Source organism: Agriterribacter sp. (assembly GCF_035497235.1).
GTDB lineage: Bacteria > Bacteroidota > Bacteroidia > Chitinophagales > Chitinophagaceae > Agriterribacter.
The window spans coordinates 87,944-106,008 of record NZ_DATJEB010000051.1 but is presented as its reverse complement, the minus strand read 5'-3'; the positions used below and the strand labels follow the sequence as shown (position 1 = coordinate 106,008).

14 protein-coding genes are annotated in these 18,065 nt (G+C 43.3%); all 14 read right to left on the bottom strand.

What is annotated here, in order from left to right; all coding sequences use genetic code 11:
* Positions 1-97: 97 nt before the first annotated feature.
* Complete coding sequence (locus VL121_RS17700; protein WP_325407832.1) at positions 98-526, bottom strand: hypothetical protein; 429 nt, start codon at positions 524-526, stop codon at positions 98-100.
* A gap of 48 nt (positions 527-574) precedes the next feature.
* Positions 575-760, bottom strand: a complete 186-nt coding sequence (locus VL121_RS17695) for a hypothetical protein (RefSeq protein ID WP_325407830.1) — start codon at positions 758-760, stop codon at positions 575-577.
* Positions 761-1,023: 263 nt separating this feature from the next.
* A complete protein-coding gene (locus tag VL121_RS17690; RefSeq protein ID WP_325407828.1) occupies positions 1,024-1,746 on the bottom strand; it encodes a hypothetical protein in 723 nt (240 codons plus the stop codon).
* A 383-nt stretch (positions 1,747-2,129) separates the two neighbouring features.
* Entirely contained in the window at positions 2,130-3,896 is a 1,767-nt protein-coding gene (locus VL121_RS17685) for a family 43 glycosylhydrolase (protein ID WP_325407826.1), read from the bottom strand.
* 102 nt (positions 3,897-3,998) lie between these two features.
* Positions 3,999-4,556 carry an REP-associated tyrosine transposase gene (locus VL121_RS17680; RefSeq protein WP_325407824.1) on the bottom strand — a complete coding sequence of 186 codons (558 nt, stop codon included), beginning with the start codon at positions 4,554-4,556 and terminating at the stop codon, positions 3,999-4,001.
* Positions 4,557-4,822: 266 nt separating this feature from the next.
* The gene (locus tag VL121_RS17675; protein WP_325407823.1) at positions 4,823-5,242 is read right to left on the bottom strand and encodes a DoxX family protein; all 420 of its coding nucleotides are present in this window, start codon (positions 5,240-5,242) and stop codon (positions 4,823-4,825) included.
* 112 nt (positions 5,243-5,354) lie between these two features.
* Positions 5,355-6,518: a Gfo/Idh/MocA family protein gene (locus VL121_RS17670; protein ID WP_325407821.1), complete on the bottom strand. Its 1,164-nt coding sequence runs from the start codon at positions 6,516-6,518 to the stop codon at positions 5,355-5,357.
* A gap of 96 nt (positions 6,519-6,614) precedes the next feature.
* Complete coding sequence (locus VL121_RS17665) at positions 6,615-8,069, bottom strand: glucoamylase family protein (RefSeq protein WP_325407819.1); 1,455 nt, start codon at positions 8,067-8,069, stop codon at positions 6,615-6,617.
* Between the two features lie 132 nt (positions 8,070-8,201).
* The gene (locus tag VL121_RS17660; protein WP_325407817.1) at positions 8,202-9,866 is read right to left on the bottom strand and encodes a glucoamylase family protein; all 1,665 of its coding nucleotides are present in this window, start codon (positions 9,864-9,866) and stop codon (positions 8,202-8,204) included.
* Positions 9,867-9,944: 78 nt separating this feature from the next.
* Complete coding sequence (locus VL121_RS17655; protein ID WP_325407815.1) at positions 9,945-10,802, bottom strand: LamG domain-containing protein; 858 nt, start codon at positions 10,800-10,802, stop codon at positions 9,945-9,947.
* A gap of 16 nt (positions 10,803-10,818) precedes the next feature.
* Positions 10,819-12,294, bottom strand: a complete 1,476-nt coding sequence (locus tag VL121_RS17650) for a RagB/SusD family nutrient uptake outer membrane protein (RefSeq protein ID WP_325407813.1) — start codon at positions 12,292-12,294, stop codon at positions 10,819-10,821.
* Positions 12,295-12,313: 19 nt separating this feature from the next.
* On the bottom strand, positions 12,314-15,607 hold the full coding sequence (locus VL121_RS17645; protein ID WP_325407811.1) for a TonB-dependent receptor: 3,294 nt from the start codon (positions 15,605-15,607) through the stop codon (positions 12,314-12,316).
* A 221-nt stretch (positions 15,608-15,828) separates the two neighbouring features.
* Positions 15,829-16,947: a FecR family protein gene (locus VL121_RS17640; RefSeq protein WP_325407809.1), complete on the bottom strand. Its 1,119-nt coding sequence runs from the start codon at positions 16,945-16,947 to the stop codon at positions 15,829-15,831.
* A gap of 69 nt (positions 16,948-17,016) precedes the next feature.
* Entirely contained in the window at positions 17,017-18,030 is a 1,014-nt protein-coding gene (locus VL121_RS17635) for a FecR family protein (protein WP_325407807.1), read from the bottom strand.
* Positions 18,031-18,065 lie beyond the last annotated feature (35 nt).

Genomic DNA, 18,065 nt, shown 5'->3' with positions numbered 1-18,065 from the left:
CCCCTTAAATAGATTTGCCCGGGAAAAGATTGTCCTGGAATTGCTCCGCGATTCCAGCCAGCATAGTGAATATTGGAATTGGACGGTGGAACCTGGTTCAGTTGTACCAAAGCAAAGTCAGAATTATAATAATATAATAACTCGCCTTTAATGTGGAACCAGTGAACTGCATATCTTCCCGAAAACCCACGTTAGTAGAACATTGAGTACTAAAGTAAAAAAATTGAAATTTCCAGTTTGTGACAGGGCCAGCGATATCTACAACATGTTTACCTGTTAAGCAATAGGGAATATTGGTACCGCAAGTATTCATAACCATAACTCCTGTAGCAAATCCTCCTGCAACTTGTATAATAGTAACGGCATTACGTACACTCTGCAATCCATTACCAAGAGGACATGCGACATTAATATTACAGGGAGCAGATGCACCAAGACTGCCAAATCTATCAAAATCTCTGTAAACAAAAAACACCTCATTTATAAATAGCCGTATTCTCTTTGCTTCCTCAATAGGTGCTTTCAAAACAATATGAAGTAAATCACCATGATAAAAACGAGTACCCCATTGACGTTAATCATTATTTTCACTATTCGTTATACTATCTGTCAACTCAAATCTTGAAAAAATACTTAATACCGCATTTTCAGACAACTCAAAATCACTAAATTCAAGAGATAACCCCAGTGCGTCATTAGCCTTTATATTCAACGAATATATAACCAGATTACCACTTTCAGATACTTCTGCCTCTTTCATAAAATCAATAGTCGTGGTTTGCGGAAGCGCTATTTCGTATAATCCGGTTTTATCTTTCTCCTGCTCGTTACCCAGAGCCCTCTTATTAAAAAAGTCTGGCGGAGGAAAAATGACGAATTCCTTGCTTGTTGATCTTATGACAGGTAACAGATTTTCAGGAATGTCTTTTTCAAATACTTTTGTTTTTACTTGTGCTTAGGTATCTCTGGTATTTAATAAGAAAAGCGCTATTACCAGGAAGAGTAATTTGTGTTTCATATAGATTATTTTTTTAGTGAATACGCACAACTGATACCTAATCCTAATCCCTGAAACCACTTACTCCTGCTAAGAGAATTATTCTCGCTGGGGAAAATATTATCCTGCTTGTAGCAGTCAAAGAAAGGGACTATTATCCTGGGGCCAAACATGACCTTTCCGGATTGACGAAAAAATGAAAACTGACCTGAAATAGAATATCCCTGGTAATGGAATCTCCGGGATTTAGCACTTTCAATATTTTTAAAACTATAAACCTGCGAAAAGGTCAGGTAATTTTTAATGCCCAAACCTGTAGCCACCAACCAATTTTTGCCCAATGCGAAATGATACTCCGGAACTATATTTATGGAAATACAATTATACCAATACTTGGGAGTAGCGAGATACACTCTAGTGTTTTGAGGCATGTATAAAGTTAAACGTGCATTTGTCTCACCGAAAATAGGATCATAAACTTTCATTTTGCTAAAGGAATACTTACAATAGCCAATGCCTGCTTTTAAAAAGAAACGCTGCTGCATTTGCAAACGATAAGCTAACGCTGCTCCAAAACTTGTTCCTGATGAATTAACTTTGTGCATCCGCGTAGGATTGGGAGAATAAGAAAATGCAGGGTATTTATCGTATCTGAAATAGAATTCCCCTTCAATGGAATTGCCCTGATCCTGGGAACAGACACAATAGGCCAACAGTAAGAAATTGACGATGAGGAGACGCGTTTTCATGATTTTCCTTAAACAATGTTGTATAAGTACTCCCTTTTAGGTTTTATCGCATTTTTCAGATAGCAAACCAATGGCTGCTTTCGGAGGTGTTTTCAACCTGGGTGAGAATTAAATTTTTAAGTCGCAACGGGGTTTTCATGAAAAGCCACTGCAGATAGCTATGAGACGCTGGCACCGAACGATTCGCCGGGATCTCACTCTTCTCACAGTTGCCCTGCAGGGTAGACCCCGTTGGGAAGCAATATAAAATTAGAAAGCTAAACTGTTTTGAGATTTTAGTGGTAAAGTCTATGAAAACAAATATAAAAAGGAAATTTGACATTCGCAACCCCATAAGTATACCGATTTGCCGAATAAAATGTCTATGTTATAAGGATTTACACTTACTTCGCCTTTATAAGGCTGGCTTTCCCCGATACCCCGTTTTCATTAATCGCCTCTATGTTAAAGTAATAGGTTTTCTGGCTGTCCATTGCCTTAAACCAGTATTCATTGGCATTGTGCACCATAATGCAATTGTACAATTTATCCGGTGCTGTGCCGTAATAAATAGTATAGGCATACGCATTGTTTACCGGCCGCCATTTGAGCCAGGCGCTTCGTTTGTCTTTTTCTGTACGCAATACAATAAAGTCTTTTACCGCTGATGGCTTTGCCCCGTTGCCTTTTCCAAAAACCCTTAACCCGCTGATGGCAAATGTACCGGTGGGCATGTGCATATTCTCCAGCTTAATGTATCTCGCCTGCACAGGGCTTTCCAGTTCCACATAATCATGCGGCACATCTTTTTTATTACCGCTTTTATCAACGAGTATTTTCCATTTCTTGCCGTCTGCGGAGTAATACATTTTATACTGATGGTAAGCTCCGAGGGACTTACCCAGGAAACTGCTGTCCACATCCTGGTCGGCATAATTAATCTGTATGGCATTAACGGTGCTCACTTCTCCCAGGTCGGTTTGTATCCACTCTCCTTTATTTGCGGTGGCGGCGCTCCAGTAGGTCTTAATGCTTTCATCCACCGCGTTATTGGAAGTATAATTACCCAGGGTAGACGAAACCGTAACCGGCTTATTGTAATTCAGCAGCATCCACCCGGTAAAATATGCCGAAGGAGCACCACTTTTTATAGTGTTTCCAATAACATCTACGCCGGGAAGGTAATGCGGGTAATCGCCAAAAGCCGTGTTACAGAACATCACATCATCTTTATCGAACCCGGCAGGCCAAATGCTGATCCTTCTTTCAAAATTATTTTTTACCGACAGCACGGTTGTAGACACATGCCAGTAATTGTGCTGCTTATCCTGGAAGGTAGCGCCATGGCCTGCGCCTCTTGCAAAGCCACCGGGCTTGTAGCTGAAAGGATCGCTTTGCGGTGTAAAAGGCCCTAACGGATTGTTGCCCACCACCACCCCATCCGCATAACCGCTGAACTCCGTACCCGGTGCGCCATACTGCAGGTAATATTTACCGTTATGTTTGGTCATCCATGCCCCTTCCAGAAAAGGATCTAAAAAAGTATTATCCATATGTTCACCAAACCGCTGCCAGCCATAGCGCCATTCTTCTAAAAAATACATTTCTTTTCTCGTTCCTATCGGTTGAAATGTTGTTCGGTTCAGCTCAATGCCATACAGCGGATAGCGGTTACTGCTGCCGTTGTACATATACAGCCGTCCATCATCATCTGTAAAAAAAGCGGGATCCCAGCCTCCGATTTCGAAGGAATCCACCAATGGCTTCCAGTCATCCGTTTTAGGATTGGTGCTCATCCAGATGGTGAAGTTTTTAGTATAGGTAGAACCGAATACGATCATGGTATCGCCGATAACTCCTACCGCCGGTGCACAGAGTTCATCATATACCTTATTCCAGGGTCTCAGAAACTTCCGTGAAATAAAATTCCAGTTCAGCATATCGCTGCTCCACCAGTAGCCCCATTGATTGGTGCTGAACAAATAGTAATCGCCCTTATAGGTAACAATCACCGGGTCGGCAGTAGCCCTGTGCCTGCCCCACTCGCTGAAATTGGGTATGGGCGTGTAGCCATAGTCTATATTAACAGGATTACAGTACGTACGCTGCTGCGCTGTTGCGGCATATACCAGCAACATAGCTATTATAAACACGGTAATTCTTTTGCTCATATAGTGATGTTTAAGCCGTAGTTTTCGCTGTTCGTGTTTTCGCTGTTCGTGGCGTCATCGCCACGAACGGTTCTATTATCGCCTCCGGGCGATAGCATATCTTCAAAATAAATAATCAATTTCCATTATTCCCCTGCCTGTTATATAGTTGGAAGCACTGGAATACAAATAATCTTCAGGCTCTGCCACCCAACCTGCTTTTACAGGATTGTTATGGATATAATCCATCTTTGTTTTTAAAAATTTTTCTGTTACAATTTCTTCCGGATGATTTGTACCTGTCCATATTTTATACTCTTTATTTTGATTGGTTTGCTGCGCATGAAATTGAAACATACGCAGCAGCCATTCTCTCCTGCTTTCATTTTCGGTTTGTATGGCATGAATGAATTCCTTTGTGCAAAAGGATTTAAAATCCCTGACCGTATCACTCAGCTTTCCACACTCAGACTGCCAGATAATATGCATATGATTCGTCATTATTACATAAGCGCCTATCGAAAGCTGTTTCTTTAACCTGCAATGCTCCATGTTTTTTACCAAAATGTCCCTGTAACACTGGCGGCTGAACAAATCTATCCAGTCTACAACAGTAAAAGTCATAAAATGCAATCCGTGCTGGTTGCGAATTTTATAGCCATCAGCGTTTTCGTAACTCACAGGTGGTGTTTTTAAGGTGGTTAATGATCCGCATCGACAATATCGTGTGAGGCGTCATCGCCTCACACAGCGTTTTTCATACAGCGTTTGTATTGCATGCAGCACAATTAAAGTGTTGTTTCATAGTTTCTATTTTAAGCGATGAATAAGCCTTGTATCTATCTGTGCATCTGCGGCTCATCACATCATTTGAAGGCTCATCGTACAAAAGCGCACACAACAAGCACCTGAACAATATGTTTGCGAATCTGAGGCTAACTATACATCTATTTACTTCTTTTCCTTTGAAGCCATTCGGCAACACTCCATTTTCCGGAACCTGAAAAAAAGAAAACCAATCCCAGCAACACAAATAAAAAAGGGTGCTGATCTTGGTACCATATTTTACCGTTGCCTACGTAAAAAGCAATATACAGCATGGTGGCTATTAATACCAGCGAAGCAAGACGGGTGAATAATCCGATAGTCAGGAATATGCCCGCCAGTAATTCTGCACCCTTGCCGATATATACCACAAATAAGGGTGATGCAAATTTTTTAAAGAAATCCCATTCCGTATATTCTTTTATCTTACCGGCATCAAAAAATTCCCATCCATGGTAAATCATTAATAAACCTACGATGATGCGGATAAAAGCAAGTCCGCTTTGTTGTGCAACAGGCGAGGATGAAAGTAGCTTTACCATAACCAACATTTAATGTTGTAATAAATTGTATTGCTGTTCGTGACGTCCCTGACTGCCGTCAGCAGATTCGCCACGAACAGTTTTATTATCGCCTCCGGGCGATAGCAATAAGCTATACCACCGGCCATTTAAAAACAGATTGCAACTGTATTTTTTTGCCGGTATCGCCGGAAGCCCTTGCCGCTTCTATTACTTCCAGCACGTGCAAGGCGTGTTCGGCAGCAATCAATGGCTCTATGCCGGTGATCAGCGATTCTGCAATAACACTTGCCCCCTGTTGCCATACATAGGTCCCCGGGTCGGGTACATGTCTTACCGGTGGTTCTGTAAATGAAGTAGCCAGATCCACGCCGAACGGCGCCCAGTCATACCCTATTAGCCCCATATTGCCCTTTGTTCCCCAAATGGTAACCGTAGGATTTTGCTGTCCTTTTCCCTCATGACCGTATGGATCAAAATAGTTGAACCCGCATTGCACATGCGAGATAATCCCTTCACCGTGATCCATTAAAAGCATCGTGTTGTCTTCTGCTTCTACTTTAATTTTCCCTTTATTATCTACCGTTCTTTCGGGAGTTACAATACTGGTCATGGCCATCACATGTTTTGCCGGGCCAAGTAATCCGGTTAAAGTGGCAATATTATACACGCCAAGATCGGGCAGACTGCCGCCGCCTTTTTCATAAAAGAAAGCCGACCAGGTAGGCCCGAGGTGGCCATAATGCGCATGTGCACCGGAAACTTTTCCTAATTTACCTTCACGGATTGCTTGTGACATAAATGCAAATTGCAGACTGTTTACCACTGCCGGTGCACCCCATACCCGCAGGTTTTTACTTTTAGCCAGGTCTAATAATGCCTTGCCTTCTTTATAAGTATTTGCCATCGGCTTTTCGCTCCACACATGCTTTCCGTTCTGCAGCGCCTGCTTATTCAGCCGGCCATGTTCCTGCATATCGGTTAGCGTTACCAGTAAGTCGAAAGGAGCGCCTGCTAATTGCTGATCAATGTGCGGATACTGATGGGGGATATTAAATTCCTGCGCTCTTTTTTGAGCACGGGAAAAAATAATATCGCATACACTTACCAGTTCAACAAAAGGCGATTTTGACAAATGGGGTAAGTATACACCGGAAACACTGCCACAGCCTATTACGGCCACTTTAATTTTTTTATCCGGTTTTGTAAATGCAAAGCCTTCCAAAGAGGATAAAAGCAGTGCGGCTCCTGCCATAGCGGTATGCTGTAGGAACTGCTGGCGGGTGAAGGTTTTCATAACAATCGCTTTAGTGTAATTTAATAAATATATTGGTTAAGGAAAAGAGCGGTAATTCGCCCACTGCCGGAACTCACTACTGAACATTCGCCCTGATCATTCAGTCCCTGCCATTTCCTTCTCTTTTCCCGATTTTATCCGGTTGCTCTCAAATCCTAATTTTTTTAACCCATGCTGAATTTCCGGGCAACTCATAAATAACTTCCACAGTAATCCGCTCCGGTAATTTTCTATCATTACTATTATCGGGCCCTGGTCTATAGCCAAATGGCTTTTAGCATACCAGTTCTTTGTTTCATTGAATGCATCCACAAATCCATATTCGCTCCATATTTTGTCGCCAAGATCATAGTAAAAATGTTTCAGTGCCTTCATACTATATTCAGGCGTGTATGGAAATGCCGACAAAGCGGCCGTTGGGGTAATGGTTCCAAAATCGTTGGTGGGTGAATGCGCGTTGTATCCATTGTAGGTATCGCTGGCCGTTAGTCCCCAGCAATTTTCACCATAACCTTTAAATGCTTTGGGATTATCTATACAGTAAGCACGGTTGATTAAAGTGTGGTTCCGGTTTTGTTCCCAGTAATCGGCATACCGGTCTTTTAAACCGCGGGGATCCAGTCCAAGAAAAGAATAATGCGAAAAGAACAGAGGGCCGCCATAATCAAAACCCAACGGAAGTTCTATACCGTAAAATTTCTTGCCATTCTTAAAGAAATTACTTTCCGCCCAGCCCTTATCATATACCGCAGCAGGAACAGGGTATCTTTCGGCGCTGGCTGCCAGCACATACATGATCAGGCATTCATTAAAACCTCTCACCGCAAAATTCATTGCCCAGCCGTTATTGGGACTCCAGTGCCAATACAATACATCCCTTCCATCGCGGGTAAACCAATCCCATTCAATATCATCCCACAACCCGTTAATCCGGTTACGCAATTCGCTCTCAATATTATTATCCGCAGTAAAATATTGCCGCACACAAAGCAAACCCTGAAATAAAAAAGAGGTTTCCACCAGGTCGGCACCATCGTCTTTGCGGCTAAAGGGAATGGTTTTGCCCGTGGCGCCATTCAGCCAGTGAGCGAACACCCCATGATAGGCATCGGCTTTAGATAAGAACTTTACCATCTTTAATAAAAACCTTGCAGCGGTATCCCTGGCAATCCATTTCCGTTCTGTAGCTGCTATAACGGCCATTACGCCAAAGCCTGTTCCGCCGGTAGTTACCACTTCATTGCCGTAATCGTATGCTTCATTGCTTCTTTCCCGGGCCATACCACTCACCGGATGAGCAAAGTTCCAGAAATAACGAAAGGTTTGCTTTTGTACCAGGTCCAGCAAAGCCGAATCGGAAAGATTGTTTGGCCGTTCTGTAGCATGGAAAGAAGAAATAGCCTGCTTTTTCTGTGCGAATGAAAAAGTAGTGAACAACAGGAACATGAGGCCTATTCCTATTTTCACCGGCACAGCAAGCCAGTTGCGCATAGCGGCCTTATGCCTGTAATTATTTATATGAAAGTATAGTTCAAATTGCATGCTTGTCATACTTAAAAATTAGTGTTAAGTTAAGCATAGTAGATTGTATCTCTTTTGCAAGCGGTGAGAAGGGAAGCGCGCGTTTCAAATTGTCGCCGGCTGGTGTTCCACCAACCAGGGCGTCCGCCATGGACAATGTCCTCACTGCCCGTTAAACCCCAGCTTTTGCATCCCCGTTTTAATTTCAGGGCAACTCATGAATAAATTCCATAGTAAACCACTCCTGTAATTCTCTATCATTATTATTATAGGCCCCTGGTCAATGGCAAGAAAGGAATCGGCAAACCACAAATCCTGTAATGAAAAGGCATCCACAAATCCATAGTCCTTCCAAAGCTTATCGCCTAAAGTATAATAAAAAAATTCCAGCGCCTTTACAGATTCTGCCGGCGTGTAGGGAATAGAAGCAATAGCCGCAGTGGGTGCAATTACACCTAAGTCATTAGCAGGTGAACTTGCGGAATACCCGTTTGGAATATCGCTTGCCGTTAACCCCCACACATCTTCGCTATAACCAAAGTAGTTGCGCGGGTTAGCCTTGCAGTAACTATAATTGATGAGGGCATGGTTTCTTGTTTGTGTTTCATAATTAGCATACGCATCCAACAACCCTTTGGGATTGATACCGAGAAATGAATAGTGTGAAAAAAACAGCGGGCCGCCCATATCAGGGCCTAATGGTAACCGGTAGCCATACCACAACTTATTGTTTGCCATCGCTCCATTAGATGCCCATCCGTTATCATACACGGCCTTTTCAATAGGATACGTGGTGGAAGAAGCGGCCAGCACATAAGTTACCAGGCATTCATTCCATCCCTTAACCTGCATATTCATCTCCCAGTTATATTGATTACTCCAGTGCCAGTATAACACCTCTTCGCTATTCTTGCGGAACCAGCTCCATTCCACCCTGTTCCAGATGGCATTGATGTCATCGCGTATTGTTTTTTCCGCATTGTCTGCACCATTAAAATATTGTCTGGCCGCCAGCAATCCCTGCACCAGGAAAGCTGTTTCCACAATGTCGGCGCCATCGTCTTTTGCACTGAAAGGGATGGCTTTGCCCGTAGTGCCATCTATCCAATGAGGGAACGCGCCATGAAAGATTTGTGCTGTATTTTTCAAGAACTCAACAACAGTCTGCATCCTGCCTAATCCTTCCGCCCGGGTAATAAAGCCGCGGTTAACGCCCGCAATAAGCGCCATCACTCCAAAGCCCGAACCGCCGGTGGTAACTATAGTATTATCGCCATTGCTTCTTTCACGCGACAGCCCGCTCACCGGGTGTGCAAAATCCCAGAAGTACCTGAAAGTGCGGCGCTGTACCGTATCCAGCAATGCTTCACCGGTAATACGCGGAAATTTATCGGTTGAATCAATTGGTGTAGTGAAGCTAACGGTAACGGGTGATAGCAGTTTTGAACCGGCGGCAGATGTAAGTGCGCCGGTAACCGTGAGCTCGTAACCATTCAGGTAATGCAAAGGGGTTGAAGGCTGAATAACCATATTGCTATCGCCGTTTGCATACACAGTTGAATAAGCCACATTAGTACCTGACCTATCTTTTAAGACTACACTATTGCTGGCAGAGCTCCGGTTCAGCGGGGCGGAAAATGAAAATGTAAATACGGAAGATGTGCTTATTCCATAATAAGTAAAACCGTTAAACCGGCCATTTACTTTTAAAGTATTGAAGCTAAATGATGCGGGAGGCGGAGGCTGCGGCGAAAGCTTATTTTTATCTTTCCCGCAACTGCAAAAAAATATTGTTATGAATAGCGCAAGGCAAAAGCTTTTCATCATTAAAATTTTCCGTCACTTTTTAAAATGTAAAAGAGGATGCCCCTTAATAAAGCACAACCTCTTTTACATTATCTTATTTTATTTCCCCTTTCCCTGTAACACTACCAGGGCATTAATTTCAGAAGCCGGCAACGCGGTATTATAAATTCTCACTTCATCCAGGGAACCCGTTAAATAACTGGCCCAATCCTGCGGACCGCCGGCAGTACCCAAACTGGGATTTGCCTGGAACTGCACACAGCCAAAAACCATTGGTCCGCTGTTGGTGAAAATAATATCACCTGTCCATGCCGCAGTGGTTGTTGCCACTACGGAGCCGTTAATATAATACCTGAATGTTGAAGCGCCCGCATCATAGGTGAGGGTATGATTTGACCATACGCCGAAGAACCCCGGATAATTTTTTACTTCAACCCATGTTTCTTTTGTGCCGCTGGTAATATGTGCTTTGATGATGGCTGCACTATTATTACTTCCGTTTTCCACAAACCAGTCAATATTGCCCCAAAAACCTGTTGTATTGGAAAGATTGACCAAACCGAGAACGCCATCAATACCATTGTCATTGTTAACATCCACAAAAACAGGATTAACCCAGAAAGAGATCGTAAAACTTTTTAATCCTGTTATAGCAGCACCCGGGTCAAAAAGCATATGCGCCTTATTAGCCGCATTCATGGTTAAGGCCTGTCCCATAAATCCATTGCTGAAAGTAGTTCCTTTATTTGTTCCTGCTGTGGAAGAAACACTGTCGGCCAATCCGCCATCGAAGGCCCAGTAGGCTACAAGGGCGGAAGGCTGTATTTCCTTCACAGTTGAAAAGCCATTAATGGTAAATAGAGGCGCGTAACTTTTGGGATCAAATTTTTTATAGCAGGATGTTAACATCAAACAGATGATTGCAACCATCAATGTTTGAATATGTAATTTTTTCATACCAATAGTTTTAAAATTAATACCCCGGATTTTGTATAAGTACCCCGGCGCTCAAATCAATTTCTCCCTGTGGAATAGGCCATACTTCATTTTTACCGGCTTTCCAGCCTAACGAACCAAACACCTCAGCTCCGCGTCCCTGGCGTATCACGTCAAAATAGCGGTCAAACTCCATAGCAAATTCTACTCTTCGCTCATGCCATATGGCATTGCGCAGCGCTGCTTTGTCGGTGGTAGTCACTTCGGGTAACAGGGTATCATCTCCCCCTCTTGCCCTTTCTCTCACTTTTTCCAGCGCTGCCAGCGCATCGGGCGTATTACCCAGTTCATTGTTGGCTTCAGCATTCATCAGCAAAACATCCGCATAACGTATAACCCTGATATTCTGCTGGCAGCCTTCATTATATCCCGACACGTACATACCGAAAGGCACGTACGATTTTTGATTGTACATTGGGTTAGGCACGCTGTTGGGAATGGCATCACCCTCCGGAGTAGTTTCGCCCCTGAAAATTATTGTAGCATCTCTCCGCGGATCACCTGCCTCATACGCGCCGGAAAGGTTTTCGGTAGGCACATTAAAGCCCCAGCCACCGCCTGTAACGCTTCGTACCCCCTGCACCTGCGAATACTGGGAATTAGAAGCATCCGAATTGCCGGCAATGAGATCTGCCTGAATTTCAAATACAGATTCACTGTTATTTTCATTGGGTACCCTGAAAAGCTTTTCGTAGTCGGGGAACAAAGCATAGATGCCCAAACCAATCGCCTGGTCTGTATATGTTTTTACTTCATCCCATTTAGACTGGTACATGGCCACCTTGGCGTGCAGAGACAACGCAGCACCCCTGGTTGCCCTCCCTATATCTATGCCTGAATAGCTGACCGGAAGGCCTGCGGCAGCATCGGTTAAGTCCTGTTCAATGGCTGCCCATACCTCTGCCTTCGAATTTTGGGGAAAATTATATTCAGACGCATTAGCAGGGATATGTAAGCGGAGCGGCACGCTGCCAAAAGCACGAACGAGCCTGAAATAAGCATACGCCCTTACAAATTTGGCTTCCAGCAAATACCTGGCTTTTATATTTCCATCCATCTTTATGGCAGGAATATTATCCAGCACCTGGTTGCATAAATTAATGGTTTGATACCTGCCATTCCAAAAATCAGACAACTGTCCCTGTGTAGAAGTAACGGTAAAGTTATTGTAAGAATTCATAAAGGGAACGGATCCATCGGAAGGGTCGCTGCCGGTTTCCGTATCATCAGAACCCAGGCTCTCTATAGCTATGGGAGCAAATGCTACTTCCGTCCAGCTTCGCAAATTGGCATATATGGCATTCACCGCTTTTGTAGCGTCATCTTCCGATACCCAGAACTGGGTGGAGGGCTGCTGTCCCTGTAGAGGTACTTCAAGGAAATTTTTGCTGCACCCGGAAATAAGCAGGATCATTCCCAATGCCATCCCGGTTATTTTATAATTGAGTTTCATGTTGCAAAGAATTAATAAGTTAAAAAGTTACGTTTACACCAAACCGGTAGGTTGCATATAAGGGATACACATCATTATCTACACCTGCTCTCGTTGGCGTACCCCCTACTTCGGGGCTGAATCCTTTATAGGAAAAGAAATTCAAAGCGTTTTGTGCGTCAACATATACTCTTAGTTTGCTTATTTTCCATCTGTCGGTAATGGCAGAAGCAATGGTATAGCCCAATTGAGCATTTCGTATACGGAAGTAACTGCCATCAGATACATAAAATGAATTGGAGCGCGGGTTCAGCCCCCCGGCAAGATATACGGAAGGATAGGTATTGGAAGTGCCTTCCCCATGCCAGCGGTTATTATAAAAATCTTCCGAAAAATTTTCCGTACCAAAACGCAGACCGATATTGGCGTTATAAATTTCAACACCTGCTATACCCTGGAAGTCCAAAGACAGGTCAAATTGCCTGTAGTTAAAACTGGTGTTGAAGCCGTAGGTGAATTTTGGATTGGGGTTGCCCAATACAACGCGATCCTTGTCATCTATCACGCCATCCTCATTTACATTACGCATTTTTAAATCGCCGGGTACAGCATTGGGCATCAGCACCACGCCATCTTTTGAAACATACTGCTGAATTTCGGCTGCCGTTTGAAAAACACCCAGCACATCTAATCCTACAAATTCACCAATAGGCCGTCCTGCAATGGTTCGGGTGTTCCAGTTGTTGGAACCGGTGGTACCTACTGCCTGGTAAATGGGGTTGGCGCCTGTTGAAACATCTAACACTTTATTATTGTTAACACCCAGGTTGGCGCTTAAAGAATAAGACAGTCCGTCCCGTTTATTTTCTTTCCAGGTTACCAAAAACTCCATACCCTGGTTTTGAAATGTAGCCTGGTTACCAATGATGGAACTTCCGGAAGTTCCCAATGAACCTAAGACGGGAATATCAAAAATGGCTTTCTCCGTTTTTTTGTTATAGTAATTGATTTCCGCAAATAATTTATTGGAGAGCAAAGATGCTTCCAGCCCTACATCTGTACCCACACCCCGTTCCCAATAGGTAACCGGAGGTACAATGGTATTAATGCTGGCTCCTGTTGCGGTAGCGCCATTTCCACCCACATAAATAAATTCCGGCGTTTGGGTAACTTTCAGCAGGGAGAGATTGGCCGGAACAGACATATTACCGATCTTTCCCCAGCTTGCCCGCAATTTCAGGTTATCAAAAAAAGTTTGATTCTTCATGAAATTTTCTTCACTAATCACCCAACCCACACCAACAGAAGGGAAATAGCCCCACCTGTTATCGCCGCTAAATTTGGAAGAGCCATCCGCCCTCATGGTAGCGGTTAATAAATATTTGTTCTGAAAGGAATAATTAATCCTTCCAAAGTAAGATACCACAGTGCTGAAGGAGGGATAGCCATCGCCTACATCTTCTATATTCCTGTTGTCGCCCAGGCTAAGATAATAATCTCCTTCGCTGTTATTGGGAACATTCTCAGCAGATGCTATCATTTTTTTAAACCTGTAGGACTGCGCCCCCTGTCCGACCAGTACTTTTAAGTTATGATCACCAAAGCGGCTATCATAGGTTAGCGTATTTTCCAGTATCCAGTTGCGTGTAGCGGCATCGGTAAGTGTAAGTTTGCTTACGGAATTGCGTTGCACTAATGTGGCCGTATACCGGGGTGAATAATTTCTTACTTCGTTCTCCCCGAATTCTCCCCCCACATTGGTATGGAATGTAAAGTTTTTAGCGAATTTCAAATCTGCATATACCGTTCCGGTCAGCCGGTAATTCTTAGATTTCTGGTTGAAGAAATCCAGGGTTACCTGCGGATTGAAATTAGCTGAACTGGTAACATTAAAATCATTGGGGTCGCCATAAGTGCCATCGGCGTAATAAACAGGCACTATGGGAACGCCTGCATATATCTGATGGAAGATGGAGCCATTGATATCATTGGAATTGTTCATTGAGGCGGTAACGATATAGCCTACTTTCAGCGGGTTAAAAACCTGGAAATCATTTTGAAACTTGGCTGTATACCTTTCAAACCTGTTGTCTTTTACTATACCATCCTGAAGCAAATAGCCCAATGAGAAATTGTATGTTGATCTTTCACCTCCGCCACTTACGGAAACCTGGTGATTAGTGATCAGCGCATTTCGTAAAATCTGGTGATACCAGTCGGTAGTGCCATAGCTGCCCGGATCGGCATATCTGCCGGTTGCCGCGCCACCAATCTTATCTAAATCATTTACCATTTCAGCATATTGCGGACCGTTGGCCATTTTTATCTGATTGGTCACTATTTGATTACCAACAGATCCATTGTAATTCACTACGGCTTTTTTATTTCTTGAGCCTTTTTTCGTAGTGATCAGCACTACACCATTAGCCGCCCTGATGCCATAAATAGCTTCAGACGAAGCATCTTTTAATATGCTGATGCTTTCAATATCGGCCGGGTTTAAAAAGCTAACATCATCAAACCAAATGCCATCCACCACGTATAGCGGATTTGCGTTACCGTACACCGTGCCTACTCCCCTGATCCTTATTTGGGGTGAAGCGCCGGGCGCGCCGGAATTGGTTATTTGCACGCCTGCTACTTTGCCCTGTAATGCGCTTATGGGATTGGGTGAAGCCTGCCTTGAAATTTCTTCTCCACCAATATTAGCTACGGAACCCGTTACGTCAATTTTTCGCTGCGTGCCATATCCTACAACAATAATCTGCTCCAGTTCCTGTGAAGCAGATGGCTGCAATTTTGCATTAATGATGGTTTGAGTGCCTACTGCTATTTCAACAGGCTGGTAGCCTACAAAGGAAAACACCAGCGTGCTGTTGTCGGGAACCGTAATGGTATAGTTGCCCTCCGCATCAGTAGTTGCGCCTTCATTACCCCCTTTAAGGGTAACAGAAACGCCGAGGAGCGGCAAATCATTTTCATCCGTTACCTTACCGGTTATCGTTCTATCCTGTTTCACCTGCTCATATTGCTGATCCTGTAAACGGACCACTATAAGGTTATCGTCCAGCAACTGGTAGGTGAGCTGCGTTCCCAGCAGGATGTGGTTAAGCACTTCGTTAATAGGCGCTTCTTCCACACTAATAGAAACTTTTTGCCGCAGCGCTTTCAGGTTACTATTAAAAACAAAACGATAAAAACCCTGCTTTTCAATTGAATTAAAAGCCTTATTGATCGCCGTCCGCTTCAGGTTCAGGGTAACTTTTCCCTGGGCATTTACATTCGCCATCGCATGACAAACGCCAATGAATATCAATAAAACGGTAAGTTTCATAATCAACCATACTTTTAAATAAGCAGCCGGTAATTTGCTCCCGTAACAGAGCCGTTTTTTTTTCATACTTTTATCATTAAGGGTTATAAAAATAAACTTGCATCTTTCGTTTTCAGCCGTAAGACAAGTTTGTAACCGTATCGGGAAATGCTCCAACATTTCCCGTTTTCTTTTTTATGCAGCTAAGAACTGTTGTATATATTCATATGCCTGCTGTTATACTATTTTGTTATTATAATGGCTTCTTTTTCTATGCTGTAATTAAACGGGTTGGCTAACTGCAATGCCTGCAATACCTGGTGAATGGTTTCATTTTTAAAGTTCACGTCAAACATCAACTGTTTCGCATTTTCATCCTCAAACCTGAACGGTAGTCCATATTTACGCTCCAGTTCCACTGCCAGTTCAGTAAAAATTTTATTGCGAAAAATCAGCCTGTTATCTATCCACGAGGTTTCAATAACGGCACTGTCGGCCGGCGCATAATTGATTTTGCTTATGGTTATGGAAGACGGGATACCCGCGTTTATTTTCCCTGCATCTTTCTTCATTTCTCTATCGTTCATTACTACCAGCTTTTCGGAAGGGCGCAGTATTATTTTTTCATCCGGACGGTCATTCATTGTTACTTCTATGGAGCCGCGTATCAGGCTGGTTTCGGAGCTTTTATCGCCAGGATAGGATTTTACGTTAAAGGCAGTGCCTAATACTCTAATGTTCATTGTTTGCGCATGGATAATAAATGGACGCCGTACATCTTTTTTTACATCGAAATAGGCTTCGCCCGATAATGCTACTTCACGAACAGCGGCATCAAAATTATTATTGTACGTTAATTTGCTGCCGGCATTCAGCAAAACCGTTGAGCCATCCGGGAGAATGATTTTGGTATGTGCTCCGGGCCGGGTAGTGATCTCTTTTTTTTCAACTGTATAACTTTCCTGTACGGCTACCCCTTCCCGCTCTGCAGTTTTTGCACGGCCCCAATAATAAACGGCATAGGAAAGCAGCAACGCTAAAGTGCTAAAAGCGGCAACCCGCATGAAATAACGGCTTTTTTTTATTACAAAACTTCCCGTATATCCCGGGCAGGCATCTTCAGCAGTTAATGGTATTGGATCTTCCGTCTCCCCCAGGCGTAAAAGATGCTTTTGCAGAGCGGCTAATACTTCTGTTTGATCTATTGGTTTTTTTAAACGCCACAGGTCCGTAATATTTTGAATGGGATAGTGCAGGTTGGGGTGCTGGCGCAGCATTTGCTCCAACGCTTCCAGTTCCTCCGGGGAGGCTTCTCCGGAAAGTTTTTTACCAAGAATGTACCAGATGCTGTCTACTGTCATGAGCAGGCTGCTGTTTTAGTATAATGATGACAACAGCAAACATCATTTACCCCCAAGCAACAGCCATTTTTATTGTATTTCAAACTGCCGGTCGCCGGAATGCAGTTTGGTGCCTGTTAGCCTGCAAAGCGTAAGCAGCGCCTGTGATATGCCTGTGTCTTTTCTGAATGAAGTGGATATATGCAGGCTTTGTACTTCTTTATTTGAAATCAAAATATTTACATTATATATCCTTTCCAGGTCGGCAATTATATCCGTAAAGTTTTCATCATCATATATCATATTGCCCTGCATCCAGGCGGCTACCTTGCTTGCTGCAATATTTTTTTCATCCACTTTTTTCCCGGCATTATCCATTCTAACCTGTTGACCTTTAACGAGTATAGCCACAATATTACCGTTGCGCTTTACATTTACTTTACCTTCACTTACAGATACAGTAACCGCTCTTTCGCCGGGGTATGCTTTTATATTTAAAGAAGTACCCAAAACCACCGTTGACACCTTACCTGTATGAATAATAAAGGGCATCCCTTCCGCATCTTTCACCTTAAAGAACGCTTCCCCGCTTAGCACTACTTCTCTTTTATTTCCGGCAAACTCATCCGGAAACTCAAGCGAGCTGGCCGCGTTCAGCCACACCTCCGTGCTGTCGGGCAGCAACAGGAACTTTTGTTCGGAACGTTCACTAAATTTTTTGGTTAAGGCAATGCCACCGGCGCGGAAAGTGGCATGATTGCCTGGTTTATCTTTACGCATTATCCAAAACACAGCGGCTATCATTACAACTCCTGTTATCAGTATCATCCATACAGGCGCTTTTATATTTTTTCCGGATATTGCTTCCTTTGGTGGTAAAAAAGCTTGTTCGGGTTCTGTAAGTATTAAACGCCCGTTCTCATCCACATAGGTAAAGGAGGGATGATTTTTACGGATATCATCGTATATTTTTTTTACTGTGCGTTTTAAAGGAACATCACTGCTCCGGGCATTTCGTATATAACCAAATAATTCTTCCAGCTCTTCATGCGAGCATTTATTATTTTCATATTGGCGAAGCAGGTATCGTATTCTTTCTTCCATTACATAAATATATATCCTTACCGCTATTGACGAAG

Bases quoted from the DNA above. Each gene is read 5' to 3' on its own strand.
- VL121_RS17695 (WP_325407830.1), bottom strand. From the start codon at position 760: ATGAAAGAGGCAGAAGTATCTGAAAGTGGTAATCTGGTTATATATTCG.
- VL121_RS17690 (WP_325407828.1), bottom strand. From the start codon at position 1,746: ATGAAAACGCGTCTCCTCATCGTCAATTTCTTACTGTTGGCCTATTGT.
- VL121_RS17685 (WP_325407826.1), bottom strand. From the start codon at position 3,896: ATGAGCAAAAGAATTACCGTGTTTATAATAGCTATGTTGCTGGTATAT.
- VL121_RS17675 (WP_325407823.1), bottom strand. From the start codon at position 5,242: ATGGTAAAGCTACTTTCATCCTCGCCTGTTGCACAACAAAGCGGACTT.
- VL121_RS17670 (WP_325407821.1), bottom strand. From the start codon at position 6,518: ATGAAAACCTTCACCCGCCAGCAGTTCCTACAGCATACCGCTATGGCA.
- VL121_RS17665 (WP_325407819.1), bottom strand. From the start codon at position 8,069: ATGACAAGCATGCAATTTGAACTATACTTTCATATAAATAATTACAGG.
- VL121_RS17660 (WP_325407817.1), bottom strand. From the start codon at position 9,866: ATGATGAAAAGCTTTTGCCTTGCGCTATTCATAACAATATTTTTTTGC.
- VL121_RS17655 (WP_325407815.1), bottom strand. From the start codon at position 10,802: ATGAAAAAATTACATATTCAAACATTGATGGTTGCAATCATCTGTTTG.
- VL121_RS17650 (WP_325407813.1), bottom strand. From the start codon at position 12,294: ATGAAACTCAATTATAAAATAACCGGGATGGCATTGGGAATGATCCTG.
- VL121_RS17645 (WP_325407811.1), bottom strand. From the start codon at position 15,607: ATGAAACTTACCGTTTTATTGATATTCATTGGCGTTTGTCATGCGATG.
- VL121_RS17640 (WP_325407809.1), bottom strand. From the start codon at position 16,947: ATGACAGTAGACAGCATCTGGTACATTCTTGGTAAAAAACTTTCCGGA.
- VL121_RS17635 (WP_325407807.1), bottom strand. From the start codon at position 18,030: ATGGAAGAAAGAATACGATACCTGCTTCGCCAATATGAAAATAATAAA.